Here is a 13,742-nt window from a genome sequence, read left to right on the forward strand (position 1 = left end):
CGAAGTCGAAGTCGAAGTCGAACGGCTCCGGCGAAAGAACTGAGCAGCCGATGGGCTGCGCTTATGGAGGAAGCATGAGCTTCAAGAAGATCGCCGCCGTCAAGGCCACCAAGGCCACCAAGCCCGTCAAGCCCGCCAAGGCCAAGACGGCGAAGCCGAAGCCCCACAAGCGCCCGATCAAGCACTGACCTGCCCCTGAGCGAAAGGCGGGTCCGCGGCATGGAGCCGCGGACCCGCCTCCCGCATGTCCAAGCCAACCCAGGAGTGGCAGTGACCTCATACAACGAACAGCAGACGATGCAACTGCGCCTGCCGCAAGCACCTCCCGTACGAGGACGTCACCGCCGCCCCGGCCTTCTGCGCCCCCACGGCACTCAGACACTGGTGGGACTGCAACCGCATACCGTCGCGAGGAGTGCCGACGGCGCCGAGACCGACGGGCCCCCCACCCTCACCATGAGGCAGGCGTTCGCCCGCTTCTGGCCCCTGACAAGGGGCGACCGGCGCTGGCTGGTGCTGATCTGTGTCGGTGTCATCGTCGCCGCACTGTGCGAGACGGCCGCGATCCTGCTGTTCGGCGAACTCACCGACCACGCGCTCCAGAAGGGCTCTCTGAAAGCCTTCTGGGCACCGGCGGGCCAGTGGCTGGCTGTCGCGGTCCTCGGTGCAGCCGTCAGATACGCCGGCAACTCGCTGGCCGTCTGGACAGCGGAGCGTTTCGTCATGCGTCTGCGGGCTCACATCTTCGGCCACGTGCAGGACCTGCCGCCCGACTTCTTCCAGAGACACCGCCAGGGCGACCTGCTGGAGCGGCTGACAGGGGACGTCGAGTCCATCGAGGAAATGGTCGTCTCCGGCGTCGTCGGTATCGTCTCCGCCGTCTTCAACGTCGTACTGTTCTCGGCCGCCGCCCTGTGGCTGCGCTGGGACCTGGCACTGGCCACCTTCCTGCTCGCACCGGTCCTGTGGCTCACGGCCCGGAAGTTCTCCGCCCCCATCAAGGCCGTTGCCCGTGAGGAACGTGTCGCCGACGGAGCCATCACCTCGGTCGTCGAGGAGGCGCTCGGCAACGTGGTGCTCACTCAGGCCTACAACCGCAAGAACGCCGAGGAGAAGCGGTTGCGCCACGAGGCTCGTGCGTGGATGCGGGCCTCGGTGACCGGCGCGCGCATGAGCGAACTCTACGAGCAGGCCGTCGAGGTCCTTGAGACGGTGTGCGTCCTTGGTGTGATCGGGCTGGGCGCCTGGGAAATCTCCCAGGGCCGCATGACCCTCGGCCAACTCCTGTCCTTCGCCGCCTTTCTGGGCTACCTGTACCCCCCACTGCGCAGCCTCGGCCAACTGGGCCTGACCATCAGCGCAGCCACCGCCGGCGCCGAACGACTGCTGGACATCCTCGACACACAGCCCGCCGTCAGTGACCCCCCGAAGCGCCAGGCCGTCACACCGTGGCGCGTGCACGGCATGGTGCAGCTCGACCGCGTCGGCTTCAGCTACCCCGGACAGGAAGCGCCCACTCTCAGCGACGTGTCCCTCACCGCCAGGCCCGGTGAGTTCATCGTCGTCACCGGTCCGAGCGGCGCGGGAAAGTCCACCATCGCCAAACTGCTGCTGCGCTTCTACGACCCCACCGCCGGAAGCATCCATCTCGACGGAGTCGACCTGAATACCGTTGGGCTGTCGTTCCTGCGCGAGAACGTCACTCTGCTGCCCCAGAAGACCCTCATCCTCCACGACACCATCCACGAGAACATCGCCTGCGGACGTCCCGGCGCCACCGACCGGGAGGTCGAGCACGCGGCCCGCGCCGCTGCCGCCCACGACTTCGTCATCGCGCTGCCGGACGGCTACGGCACCCACATCGATCCCCACACCGCCCAGCTCTCCGGCGGTCAGCTGCAACGCATCGCGATCGCCCGGGCGATGCTTCGTGACGCACCCGTACTGATCCTCGACGAGCCCACCACCGGACTTGACGCCCTGGCAGTCCGTCGTGTGATCGGCCCGCTACGCCAGCTGATGTCCGGCCGCACCACCGTCATGATCACCCATGACCTGCAACTGGCTCCCCAGGCCGACCGCGTCGTGGTGCTCAACAACGGTCAGGTGGTGGAGACCGGAACACATCACGAGCTCCTCGCCCACCGAGGCGTCTATGCGGAACTACACGGAGCACCCCACGGTGTCCGGCTCAAAAAGACAGAACCCGCCGGGGCCCACTCCGACGAATCCACGTGATGAGTGTGCCGCGACCGCCCCACGCCTCTGGATGCATGACCCAAAGGCACCTACCTCCGCCGGGAGTGCGCCGGGGGAGTGTTGTGTGCGGAGGAACCGGCGGTCCGGTGCAGTGGGATGGTCAGCGTCGCCCGGAGTCCTCCGCCGTCGGCGTCTCCCAGGGTCAGCGCCCCGCCGTGCAGCTCGGCTTGTTGTTGCACGAGGGCCAGCCCGAGACCGGAGCCGTGGCTGCGTGGCCTACGGCCCCGTGCGAAGCGTTCCTTGACGGCTTCGCGCTCGTCCGAGGGAATGCCGGGCCCGTCGTCGATGACGGAGATGAAGGCCTGTGAGGAGTCCCACGTCAGCGATACGTGAACCTGGCCCTGGGGTTGTCGCCCGTGCAGGGCCGCATTGTTGAGCAGGTTGTCCACGGCCATGCGCAGTCCGGCCGGCCAGCCCTGGACGCGTGGAACGCCACCGGTGGCGATGGACGTGCTGTACGTGGTCAGCGGATGCCGGTGCTGAGCGTGACGTACCACCTCGTCGAGCAGTGCGGGCAGGTCCACCGTGGCGCGCGGAGGCAGCGCACCGGCATCACCTCGGGCGAGAATCTGCAGCCCCTCCAGCAGGACCGTGATCCGGCGATGCTCCATGACCATGGCATCGAGGGCCTCCTGCCGGTGGGCAGCGGGCAGATGGGGATTGCGCTGGAGGGTTTCGAGGTTCATGCCGATGGTGGTGAGCGGGGTGCGCAGTTCGTGTCCCGCGTCAGCGGTGAAGCGGCGGGTGGCGTGCATGCTCGTCTGTAGCTGGGCCAGCATGCGATTGAGGGATGCGGACAAGTCCGCCACCTCCTGCGGCCGGGTGACCGTCGGGAGTTGCTGATGGGTGTCGGCGGCACGGATCCGGTGCGCTCCGGTGCGCAGTCGTTGCAGAGGCTGCAGGATCATCCGAGTGATCAGCCACACGCCGCCCGCGGCGATGAACATGGACAGTGCGGCGACGCCGGCCACGATGCGCGTGTTGTCGGCCAGCCGCTGCTCGATGGGGCCGAGGTCCTGGAGCACTTGAAGGCGTTCGTCTGAGTCGTCCTTGAGGGGCTGCACGAAGGACCGCCAGGACTGGCCGCCGACGCGGACGGTGCTCAGGCCGTCCGATGTCGGGACGGGAATGTCAGCCGTGGGCTGATCACCGCGCTGGGTGATGATCTCGTTCCCGGAGACGAGCCGGACCAGGGACTGGCTGCCGACCAGCAGGCCGCCGTAGTCGTCACTGCCGGGGCTGTCCGCCCCGTTTCCTTGCGACAACAGCTTGTCGGCGTCCCCCTGAACCTTGTCGGCGCGGGCGGTGAGCTGTCGGTCGACGTCCGTACGGTCACGGTGGTCGATGCGGTCCACGATGACGAGGCCGGCGACGCCGACCACGAGCACCACCAGGAGAGCGACACTCGCGGTGATCTGTGAGCGCAGGCTGCGCGGCAGGGGGAGCCTCATGTCCGCAGCGCGAATCCGACGCCGCGCACCGTCTGCAGGATCCGCTTCTCGCCACCCGCTTCGAGTTTTCTGCGGAGATAGCCGATGAAGACGTCGACCACATTGGTGTCCACGTCCCAGGTATATCCCCACACCTGCTCCAGCAGCTGGGCGCGGCTCAGGACCTGCCCCGGACGCTGGGCGAGCGTCACCAGAAGATCGAATTCACGTGTGGTGAGCCCCAGCTCACGACCGGCACGGGTGGCCTCCCGGCGGGCGGGCTCGATGGTGAGGTCCCCCAGCAGGAGAGGGCGCTGGTGGCTGCTTTCGTGCAGGCGGACCAGGGCGTGCAGCCGGGCGGCGAGCTCGGCGACCGAGAACGGCTTGACCACGTAGTCGTCGGCACCGGCCGCCAGTCCTGCCACCCGGTCGTCGACCTCGTCGCGTGCGGAGAGCATGCACACCGGAATCGTGCGACCTTGCAGCCGCATGCGCCGTACGGCCTCCACGCCGCTGATGCCGGGCATGACGACGTCCAGCAGGACGACGGAAGGTAGCTGCGCGGTGATCGACTCCAGACCGGATTCCCCGTCCGCAGCTTCCTGGACGTCGAAGCCCTCGACGGACAGCCCCAGTCGCAGCGCCTGGCGGACGCCCTGGTCGTCGTCCACGACAAGCACCAGCGGCTTTCGCCGAGAAACGGACATCGCCCCTCACTTTCCGTGCTGGGCCGGACACCCGAGCCGTAGTGCGATTGCGGATCAGGGAGCCCGGACGAAACGGACGGGCCCGTCTGAACCACCCGCGAACAGCATGGCTGATCATTCACAAAACAGATTAAGAACGGTCGGCCCCCGTCGCTGCCTGCGCCTTCTTAAAGGCGCCACAAAAATGCCCTCCACTCTGGTCATCGAAGCGCCCAGCAGGGTGCTCTCAGCCCCGTCACATGTCTGAGGGAAGCCACTGATGACCACATCCAACACGGCGGCCGCCGGCCACCGAAGGTCGCCCGCGCCGCGCCGCGGCGCCCTCCGGTTCGGCTTTGCCGACCTGCTGGGCCCGGCCGCCATCGCCTCAGTGGTCGCCGTCGTATTCATCTGGATCCGCAACCAGGGCCTGCTGAGCCTGACCACCGTGGACACCGCCGTCGGATCGCTCGGCCTGCTCACCGGACTGGTCTCTGCCGATCTGATGCTGCTCCAGGTCGTGCTCCTGGCCCGGATCCCCTGGGTCGAGCGGTCCTGGGGCCACGACCTGCTCACCCGGCGGCACCGCTGGATCGGCTTCGCCTCGTTCTGGCTGATGATGGCGCACGTCGTGCTCTTCGCCGTGCAGCGCATCTCCCGAGACCCGGCCGCCGCCCTGGACGAAATGTGGAAGCTCTTCGTCACCGACCCGTGGATGCTGTTCGCCACGATCGGCACCATCGCCGTGATCATGGTGGTCGTCACCTCGGTCCGGGCTGCCCGCCGCAGGCTCCGCTACGAGTCCTGGCACCTTCTCCACCTGTACGCCTATCTGGGTGTCGCCTTCACCTTCCCGCACATGCTGGAGGACGGAGCCGACTTCCATGAGTCCTGGGCCCGCGCCTACTGGTGGACCCTGTATCTGTTCGCCGCCGGCGTCACCGTCCTCTACCGGCTGGGCTGGCCCGCCTGGCGATCCCTGTATCACCGCCTGCGCGTGGCAGAGGTTCGTCCCGAGGGGCCAGGGATCTTCTCCGTCACCATGCGCGGACACCGGCTGGACAGGCTGCGCACCGAGTCCGGACAGTTCTTCATCTGGCGCTTCCTTGACGGCCCGGGCTGGTCCCGCGGCAATCCGTACACCCTCTCCGCGGCACCCACGGCCGACCGTCTGAGGATCACGGTGAAGATCGCCGGAGACGGAAGCGAGCGCCAAGCCCGGCTCAGGCCCGGCACCCGCGTACTGATCGAAGGCCCGTACGGCACCCTCACGGCACGGCAGCGCAGCCACCCCCGGATGCTCATGATCGCCGCCGGGATCGGTGTCACCCCCATGCGCGCCCTGCTTGAGGACACCCCCTACGCCCCGGGGGAAGCCGTCCTCCTCTACCGCTACACCGAAGCCGAACATGCCGTGTTCGCCGACGAACTCCGGGAGCTCGCCGGTCGGCGCGGTGTCGAACTGCACTTCATGCCCGGCCCCCGCCGCGCCGACGACTCGTGGTTGCCGGCGGGCGTCGACACCCACGCCGATGACGCCGAAGTGCTCAAGGAACTCGTCTCGGACGTCGCCCACCGCGATGTCTACGTCTGCGGCCCGCCTGCCTGGCTCTCAGCGGTCCGCAAGGCAGCCAGGGCCGCCGGTGTGCACCGAGACAGTCTGCACACCGAGGAATTCGCCTGGTAACCCGGCAACACCCGTCAACCGCGCTTCTCAAACATCACAGGAGTAATCATGCGCCGCATCACGCTCTGGCTCACGGCCACGCTCGCCGTCAGCGCCCTTCTCTTCGCCTACCAGCTCAACCTTTCCGGGAGCGGGGCGAAGGGAGGCGAAACCAGGAACGAGGAGCCCGTCGCGACGGCCCCTGCCAGCCCGGGCGCCGACGCGTCCGCAACCCCTGCCGATCAGGCAAAGGCCGGAGACGACACGCCGGGCGACGGCGAGCATGTCGGCAAGCCGGGCGAGAACAAGTAGTCCCCTCCCTGCCGGGAACATCCTCCGCTGCTGGGATCGTCCTCGACCGACAGGACGGTCCCAGCAACTGGCCCTCCCGAGCCACGCCTTGGACCGGGACGGCCATGCAGCACCTGCACGCCACCTGCGACGCCGCAAACAGCCGGCGTCCTTGCGGCTGAGTTCAGCGACGTGGCCCCGCCCGCCGCTGCCCATTCCTCACGCGGCGCATCTTCCCGCGGAGCGCACCGTCGGCGCATCTTCCCGCAGAGCACACCGCTGGTGACGCGATGCCATGCCGGGCCATGTGGGCCGGACCACGAGCACGAAACCCCAACCCCTCTGTTTTGGGCGGCCTTGCTCGTACCGCGGTCTGCGCTGAAGAGCTTGTCACCAGCGCGCTGCCACCGAACATTCCTCAGCTTCAACCCACCCCGTTCATCAGCAAGGCGAAGGTGCCCACGTGACGACCCCCACCGCATCGGCCGCAAGGGCAGAAGCCCTGGCCTTTCTCCGGCAGTTCACCCGAACCGCGAAAATGACGGGATCCATCACGCCCAGCGGGGCCGCCCTTTGCCGCGCCCTCACCCGCCACATCCAACCCGGCAGCCCGCACCAGCCGCGCGCCGTGCTGGAAGTCGGACCGGGAACCGGAGCCGTCACCCGCCACCTCGCCCCCCGCCTCGGCCCACACGACACACTCGAACTCGTCGAGGCCAACGGCCCGTTCGTCGACCACCTGGCCGCGGCCCTCCAGTACGACACACGACTGGCCGCCATCGCCCACCGCACCCGCCTGCACCACGGCCTCATCCAGGACCAGCAACTCGGCTACTACGACAACATCGTGTGCGGGCTGCCCTTCGCGAACTTCCCGCCCGCACAGATCGAAACCGTCGTCCGCCAACTCCTGTCGTCACTCAGGCCCGGCGGCCGGCTCTCCTTCTTCAGCTACATCGGAGGCGGCGCCATACAGCGCGTCCATCCCCGGCAGGCCCTCTCCCGGCACGCACTGCGTGAGGCCACCGCCCCGCACGTGGTGGGCAGCGAGATCGTCCTCTCCAACCTGCCACCCGCCTACGTCCATCACCTCCTGGCACCCGCCCCGGCCACCTGCCACTGCGGAGCGCTCCCGCGGGCCTGAAGAGCCGAGGCGCTCCCCGGCTGTTGGGTCTGTTCGACGGGCGCTGCCGACGGCCGACGCGGCTGCCTGCCGAGGGGCTGCGTAAGCTCCCCGCGCGGCGAATCTGACCCGTTCCCCGTTCCCCGATGCCGTCGATGTCGCCGCGCAGGCACGGCTGGAGGCGGTCACCACTTCTCCAAGGGGGTCCGCCCTGCGGATCAGTGGGCGATCTTCACTCCGTGAGCTCGGCGGCCCTTGAGAACCCCTTTCTCCGCCCGGGGCCGAACAGCAGGCCGCGACAGACGCCCAACACCCTGTTTCGGGTTCCGTGCCGACGGTGGTATTCGGCAATTCGCTGTGGGAGATGTGCCATTAGTGTGCAGGCTCTCATCGTCTGAATTTTCTTATAGCGCCCTCAATAAGTCGGCCTAGTGTCCTGTTCAGTGAGCTCGCAGAGCCTCAAGAGGGAAAGCAGCGCCCACAGGGAGACCGGCGTACAGCCGCACGTACCTGGCGACACAGCGGCTCAAGTGGCAGTGCACCGGCCCCTTCCGGCCGGGCACAACACCCCGGCCTCCGGCGCAGAACATCTTCCCCGGCTCCGCCGGCTCCGTGTTCCGACAGACCTCGGAGAACAAGACATGGCAATGACCACCACCCACGACGGCCCGAGCATTCTCGTCGTCGATGACGAAGAGGCGATCCGCCTCGTGCTGGAGATGACCCTTACGCGACGCGGCTACAGAGTGCTCCTCGCCTCGGACGGTGAAGAGGCGCTCAGGACGGCCGCCCAGCTGCGCCCCGACCTCATCGTCCTCGATGTGCTCCTGCCCGGCACGGACGGGTTGACGGTATGCCGCCGGCTGCGCGCCCGTGGCGACGAGGTTCCCGTACTGATGCTTACGGCCCGCGACGCGATCGGTGACCGCGTGACAGGTCTGGAAACCGGTGCCGACGACTATGTCCTCAAGCCGTTCGTCGCCGACGAACTGATGGCCCGGATCAGTGCGCTTCTGCGGCGCAGCCAGGTCACCAGATCCCGTCGGTCGGTTCTGACCTTCGGCGGTCTGCGCATGGACATAACCAATCGCCGGGTCACCCGCGAGGGCCGCAACCTGAACCTGACACGTACGGAGTTCGCCCTGCTGGAACTCTTCCTCGCGCGCCCCGGCCAGGTACTGAAACGGGAGTGGTTGCTCACATCGCTGTGGGGCGAACAGGGGGGACCCACGTCCAACACCGTCGACGTGTACGTCATGTACTTGCGTCGCAAGCTTGAAGCGGGCGGTCTGCCGCGGCTGCTCCGCACCGTTCGGGGTGTCGGCTACATCCTGGAGACGGGCGCCTCGGCCCCCCCGACCCATTGACGGCCGGTTCACGGTTGCGGGGCTCGACCTGTTCGAGCAACACCCCTGAACGCCAAAGGGGTTCAGGGGCGTGGCTCGAACAGGAGACGGGAAGGGCGGCTACTTCTCCGCCGTCCCGTCAGCCGGCATGTGGGTGCCCGGCTCCTTGTTGTCGTCGGTGGGTACGGAAGGGTTGGCAGTCAGACCACTGGCGTTGACCATGTAGCACACGACCAGGCCGACCGCAGAGATGATCAGAGCACTCCACAGGGTGATGCGATGCATGACGGCGTCGCTCCTCGGAACAGGGCCCGTTACCAGGCGAACACTTCGGTATGGATGTCTTCCTCACGTACGCCCGCGCGGCGCAGCGTGGCATGGACCGCGGAGGCCCACGGTGGGGGGCCGCACACATAGATGTCGCGGCAGACCAGTTCGGGAACGGCGTGACGCAGTACGGCGATCTCGTCTGGTTCCGAACCGTAGTCGGCCGGCAGCCATGAGCCGTCCGGACTGCGTGCTCCTGGGAGCAGGACCAGTTCTACGCCGCGTCGGGTGGCGAGCTCCTGTAGTTCCGTTGTGAAGAGCCGATCCGCTTCACCGCTGAAGCGGTAGATCAAGGTTGCTTCGCCCGGGTCGTACAGGGTGTCTTCCAACAGGGCCAGCAACGGCGTGATGCCGATTCCGGCGGCGATGAGCAGCATCTTCGGCCAGCGGCGCTGACGCGCGGTCATGGTGCCGTACGGCCCCTCGATCAGCGCGCGGGTACCGGGCTCCAGCGTGATGGCGCGGGCACTGCCGTCGCCGGACTCCCGGACCGAGATACGGAGCCGGTCACGCTGCGGCGCCGCGGACAGGGCGTAGGGGTGACCGCGGGTCCAACCGGGTCCATCCATGAAACGCCAGATGAAGAACTGCCCCGACTTCGCGTGCAGTCGGTCCAGCCGACGGCCTGTCAGCGAGATGGACACCACACCGGGCGCTTCGGTGCTGACCCGCTCGACACGGAGGCGGTGATACAGAGACAGGTACAGAGGCAGCCCGAGGCGGAAGACCAGGATGCAGGTCGCGGCGAGGATGTATTCGGTCCACAGGCAGGTGCGTGCCCACTGTGCGTGGAACTCCGGCCCCGTCACCAGCATGTGCGGCAGGATGAAGATCAGGCCGAGGTAGGTGTAGAGGTGCAGTAGGTGCCAGCTCTCGAAGCGCAACCGTCGGCGTGCCCAGCGCATCGACGTGATCATCACGCCGAGGATGAGGACGGTGCCGACGGTGGCGGCGAGCATCCACGGTTCAACAACGTAGATCTCGTAGGTCCGTTGCCAGGCAGTCGACCAGTCGCGGGAGACTCGCTCCAGGGTCTGAGCCACGATGTGGCTCATCATGAACCAGAACGATGCGAATCCGATCCAGCGATGCAACCGAGCTAGGCGATCGTGTCCCCAAGCTCGTTCCACCCACGGGATCCGTGCCAGGAGGATGACCAGCAGGAGCATGAGCTGGGTCGCGACGAGCGAGCACAGCAGACCCAGCATGCCGACCGTGGACTTCATTCCCAGCGGGAGCGGCAGCCCGTGATTCAGCAGCCACAGGCCGAGAGGGGCGACGGTCGCGAAGATCGCGAGGGTACCGAGCAGATCACCCCACCCGGGCCGGTACCGCTGTGGACGCGGGAGCGTCCCGTCCGGGGGCTGCGGCGATCGTTCCGGTGGTACCTGATGAATCGTTCCCATGGACACCCTCTCATCACACCCGAGGCCTGGAGCACAGTCCCACTACGTGGACCGTGCTGCGCCTTTCAGGATGGTGGAGGTCTTTGTGACCATTCTAAGAAAGTGTCCATGCGCGCTGGCGGCCGCGAATCCCTCTGTTTCTCTACTTGTTCTCGCCAGGCTTGCCTGTGTGGTCGCAGTCACCGGGCGTGTCATCGCCCGCCTTTGAACTTGCGGGTGCGCAGGTGGCATTGCTTGGAGCCGTGGATTTGGTCGAGGACCCACTGGTGCCGTCATCCGAGGAGCTGTCGTTGCAGCCAGTGAGCAGAGCCGCGGCGGCGAATGCCGCAAGAGCCCCCAGTGCGAGTCGGCGCATTGCCTTTTTGCCTTTCGTGTAAGTGACTTATCTGGAGGTGCTTGTTGTCGGGAGCTGGCTCAACCATGGGTGGATGTCCCGCCTGTAAAGCACCTTGAGCGCTCAGTGTTGCGGCCCTCTTTGTGGTGGCCTTAAGACTGACTTGCGTCATGGAGAGGGCCGTTGCAACGGGCGGGAAGGGTCTGCCGAGCGGTCAGCCGGCGGGCCGTGGGCGCCGTCGAAACAGTGCGACGCGCACCTCGTGTGTGAGGTGCGCGTCGATGATGCGGCGATCGTGCCCCGGTGGCCGGTGGCCGGTGGCCGGTGGTGGAGGGCCACCGATCCGCACGGGCACGGGTCATGGGCCGCTCGGGATCAGTTCCATTCGAGGGTGATCTTCGTGACCTGGCCCTTGGCGGCCGGGGCTGACAGCTTGAGCTCGCCGGACTGGACCTTGGTGAAGGTCCAGCTCCTCTTCTTGTCGTTCTCCTTGTAGGTTCCGGAGGTGAACTGCTTGCCGGCGACGCTCAACTTCCAGGTGTGCTTGATGTTCTTGGAGCCACTGGCGTCGATGGTCACGGTCACCGCGCCACCGTGGAAACTCTTGGTCCCGACAGAAGTGCCCGCGCTGACCTTCGACGTGCTGGAAACCCGGTGCTTTGCCGCACTCGGCGCTGCTTCTGCCGCGCCGGCGGCGCCCGCGAACAGTGCGACTGACGCAGTCGTCGCTATGACAGCGGCTTTGAGAGACGTGACACGCATACGTTCTTCTCCCTTGTGGGGGCGATTTCGTGGACGTGTTCATGCTAGGCATGGAAGCCGTACGGATAAATTCCGGAATCGCTTTCCACGCCTCATGGATGAGGCTCCCTCAGGTGAATATGAGACGTACTCATAAATGCTCCACGAGCTTCCTGGGCGCAACGCTCCATTTGTTGCGACCCGGATGTTTCTGAGTATGAGAAAACGCCTAAGATGTGCTTTTTTCAGACTCGTGGACAAGGAGTGCGCAGTGCTCCTGGGAGGACGGACTGTGGTCCCGGTGTCACCCGTTGGGCGCGATGAGCACCTTCATGACCTCCGCAGAGCGGAGGTTCTCGATCGCCCGCAGTGCCTCCTCGACCGGCGCGATCTCCGTGGTGAGGTCGTCGACGCGGATGTCTCCGCGGGCGAGTAGTTCGATGGCGCTGTCGAACTCCGCGCCGTAGACGAACGACCCGCGGACGGTGAGTTCTTTGAGCAGAACGATGTCGGGGTCGAATCCACCACCGGGTCCCGCACCCACGTTGGCCAGCACAGCACCAGGGGTCAGCAGCCGGAGGGCTTCCGCTATGGCCGCCGCACTGCCCGAACACTCGAACACCACATCCACCGTGGAGGTGTCGAGTTGGACGCCGGCCCGCGCCGGGCTCATGGTCGGATCGGCCCGTGAGGCCGGGCCGAAACGGCGGCGCTCCGGGGCCGGCTCCACCAGGATGACGCGGTTCGCGTCCCGTTGGGCGGCGATGCGACATGCCAGCTGCCCGATCGGGCCTCCGCTGGTCGAAGCCAATGCCGGTCATGCCCGAGTCGGGTCCTTGGTGAAGCGGTGGGATGGGACGCTTTGACGTACTTCATTGCCGTACCGGGGGCGATCCCGAAGACACGCATGAGGTGGACGGGATCAGCGGTCTCGTGCGCTTCGTCGAGGATCCGGTCAATCCTCAACCTACTTGCTCAGAGGGGTACCCGAGGCGCGTGAGTGCCCGCGGACGGGCGCCGGACGCCTCGGTTAAGCGACCGTGAGCACGATCTTGCCCCGGATATGCCCTCGGGCGGCGCGTTCGTGGGCTGCACGGGCATCCGTGAGCGGAAACGTGCTGTCGACCGCGACGCGGACCGTGCCCGAGTCGAGCAGGCGACCCAGTTCTGCGAGTTGCGCGCCGTTCGAGCGGACCTGGGCGCTCGAGACCGTGACGCCCAACTTCGCGGTCTCTTCCTCGTCGAAGTCACTGGGAAATACGGGGAATTGGGCGCCGCCGCGCTTGAGCGTGCGCAGGAAGCGTTTGCTGTCGGGGCCGCCGACGGTGTCCAGCACGAGGTCGACGTCGTGCACGAGTTCTTCAGGGCGATGCCTGGTGTAGTCGATGAACTGGTCGGCGCCGAGTTCGCTCAGGAACGATTCGTGCGCGCCCGATGCCACCGCGATGACGCGCGTGCCCCTCCACTTCGCGATCTGCACTGCGAAGTGCCCCACGCCCCCCGCGGCGCCGTTGACGAGCACCGTCGTGTCGGCGTCGAGTGCCGTCGGGCGATGCCGTGTCTCCTGGAAGGGCGAGGGGTGATCGTGTCCGACCTCGATCAGGAACTGCCAGGCGGTGAGCCCGGCCATGGGCGCCCCGGCGGCGTGCACGTGGTCGATGCCGGCCGGCTTGCGTGCGAGGTCCGACGCGGGCGCGGCCACGTACTCGGCGTACGCGCCACCGTCGAAGCTGGGAAAGCGCAGAAGGCCGAAGACTTCGTCATCTACGGCGAGACCGTCCACGTCCGTGCCGACCGCCTCGACGACGCCCGACACGTCCGTCCCCGGGATCACGGGCAGGTTGACCCTCGATTTCCACTCTCCGGGCATGCTGGTCAGCCCGTCGCGCAGGTACCAGTCCGGGGGATTGACACCGACCGCGTGAACGCGAACGAGTACCTCGCCCGGGCCCGGCTCGGGAATCGGCACCTCGTCGTATCGCAGAACTCCGGGGCCGCCGTGCTCATGAAGACGGACCGCCCTCATCGTGTCTGTCGGCATCGTTGACTTCTCCTGCCCGCGCTGCGGGATAGACTTATCCGGATCAGTGCTCCGTATAAATGGATCGCTGGTCCGAATATATGGACCACTGA

12 protein-coding genes are annotated in these 13,742 nt (G+C 66.9%); 5 read left to right on the forward strand and 7 right to left on the reverse strand.

Annotation, left to right across the window (positions count from 1 at the left end):
* Positions 1 to 456 precede the first annotated feature (456 nt).
* On the forward strand, positions 457 to 2,238 hold the full coding sequence (locus ACIPC1_RS12090; RefSeq protein ID WP_402516303.1) for an ABC transporter ATP-binding protein: 1,782 nt from the start codon (positions 457 to 459) through the stop codon (positions 2,236 to 2,238).
* Positions 2,239 to 2,288: 50 nt separating this feature from the next.
* Here the strand turns inward: ACIPC1_RS12090 and ACIPC1_RS12095 are convergent, their stop codons facing one another.
* Both ACIPC1_RS12095 and ACIPC1_RS12100 read right to left on the reverse strand, forming a co-directional pair.
* Positions 2,289 to 3,710: an ATP-binding protein gene (locus ACIPC1_RS12095; RefSeq protein ID WP_402515868.1), complete on the reverse strand. Its 1,422-nt coding sequence runs from the start codon at positions 3,708 to 3,710 to the stop codon at positions 2,289 to 2,291.
* Positions 3,707 to 4,396, reverse strand: a complete 690-nt coding sequence (locus tag ACIPC1_RS12100; protein ID WP_402515870.1) for a response regulator transcription factor — start codon at positions 4,394 to 4,396, stop codon at positions 3,707 to 3,709. Before ACIPC1_RS12100 ends, ACIPC1_RS12095 begins: the two co-directional genes overlap by 4 nt.
* 259 nt (positions 4,397 to 4,655) lie before the next feature.
* On the opposite strand from ACIPC1_RS12100, the gene ACIPC1_RS12105 reads away from it, so the two are divergent.
* From ACIPC1_RS12105 to ACIPC1_RS12120, 4 genes are all read left to right on the forward strand, one after another.
* Complete coding sequence (locus ACIPC1_RS12105; RefSeq protein ID WP_402515873.1) at positions 4,656 to 6,062, forward strand: ferric reductase-like transmembrane domain-containing protein; 1,407 nt, start codon at positions 4,656 to 4,658, stop codon at positions 6,060 to 6,062.
* A 48-nt stretch (positions 6,063 to 6,110) separates the two neighbouring features.
* Positions 6,111 to 6,353: a hypothetical protein gene (locus ACIPC1_RS12110; protein WP_402515876.1), complete on the forward strand. Its 243-nt coding sequence runs from the start codon at positions 6,111 to 6,113 to the stop codon at positions 6,351 to 6,353.
* 442 nt (positions 6,354 to 6,795) lie between these two features.
* Entirely contained in the window at positions 6,796 to 7,476 is a 681-nt protein-coding gene (locus ACIPC1_RS12115) for a class I SAM-dependent methyltransferase (protein ID WP_402515879.1), read from the forward strand.
* Positions 7,477 to 8,102: 626 nt separating this feature from the next.
* Positions 8,103 to 8,822 (forward strand): response regulator transcription factor, encoded by a 720-nt coding sequence (locus tag ACIPC1_RS12120; RefSeq protein ID WP_402516304.1) that lies wholly within the window; start codon positions 8,103 to 8,105, stop codon positions 8,820 to 8,822.
* 99 nt (positions 8,823 to 8,921) lie between these two features.
* On the opposite strand, the gene ACIPC1_RS12125 is transcribed toward ACIPC1_RS12120, so the two are convergent.
* From ACIPC1_RS12125 to ACIPC1_RS12145, 5 genes are all read right to left on the reverse strand, one after another.
* Positions 8,922 to 9,086: a hypothetical protein gene (locus ACIPC1_RS12125; protein WP_402515882.1), complete on the reverse strand. Its 165-nt coding sequence runs from the start codon at positions 9,084 to 9,086 to the stop codon at positions 8,922 to 8,924.
* 29 nt (positions 9,087 to 9,115) lie between these two features.
* A complete protein-coding gene (locus ACIPC1_RS12130; RefSeq protein WP_402515885.1) occupies positions 9,116 to 10,534 on the reverse strand; it encodes a ferric reductase-like transmembrane domain-containing protein in 1,419 nt (472 codons plus the stop codon).
* A gap of 709 nt (positions 10,535 to 11,243) precedes the next feature.
* The gene (locus ACIPC1_RS12135) at positions 11,244 to 11,630 is read right to left on the reverse strand and encodes a hypothetical protein (RefSeq protein WP_402515888.1); all 387 of its coding nucleotides are present in this window, start codon (positions 11,628 to 11,630) and stop codon (positions 11,244 to 11,246) included.
* A gap of 283 nt (positions 11,631 to 11,913) precedes the next feature.
* Complete coding sequence (locus ACIPC1_RS12140; RefSeq protein ID WP_402515891.1) at positions 11,914 to 12,420, reverse strand: zinc-binding dehydrogenase; 507 nt, start codon at positions 12,418 to 12,420, stop codon at positions 11,914 to 11,916.
* A 219-nt stretch (positions 12,421 to 12,639) separates the two neighbouring features.
* Complete coding sequence (locus ACIPC1_RS12145) at positions 12,640 to 13,650, reverse strand: NADP-dependent oxidoreductase (RefSeq protein ID WP_402515893.1); 1,011 nt, start codon at positions 13,648 to 13,650, stop codon at positions 12,640 to 12,642.
* Between the last annotated feature and the right edge of the window lie 92 nt (positions 13,651 to 13,742).

Source organism: Streptomyces sp. NPDC087263, assembly GCF_044744645.1.
Classification (GTDB): domain Bacteria; phylum Actinomycetota; class Actinomycetes; order Streptomycetales; family Streptomycetaceae; genus Streptomyces.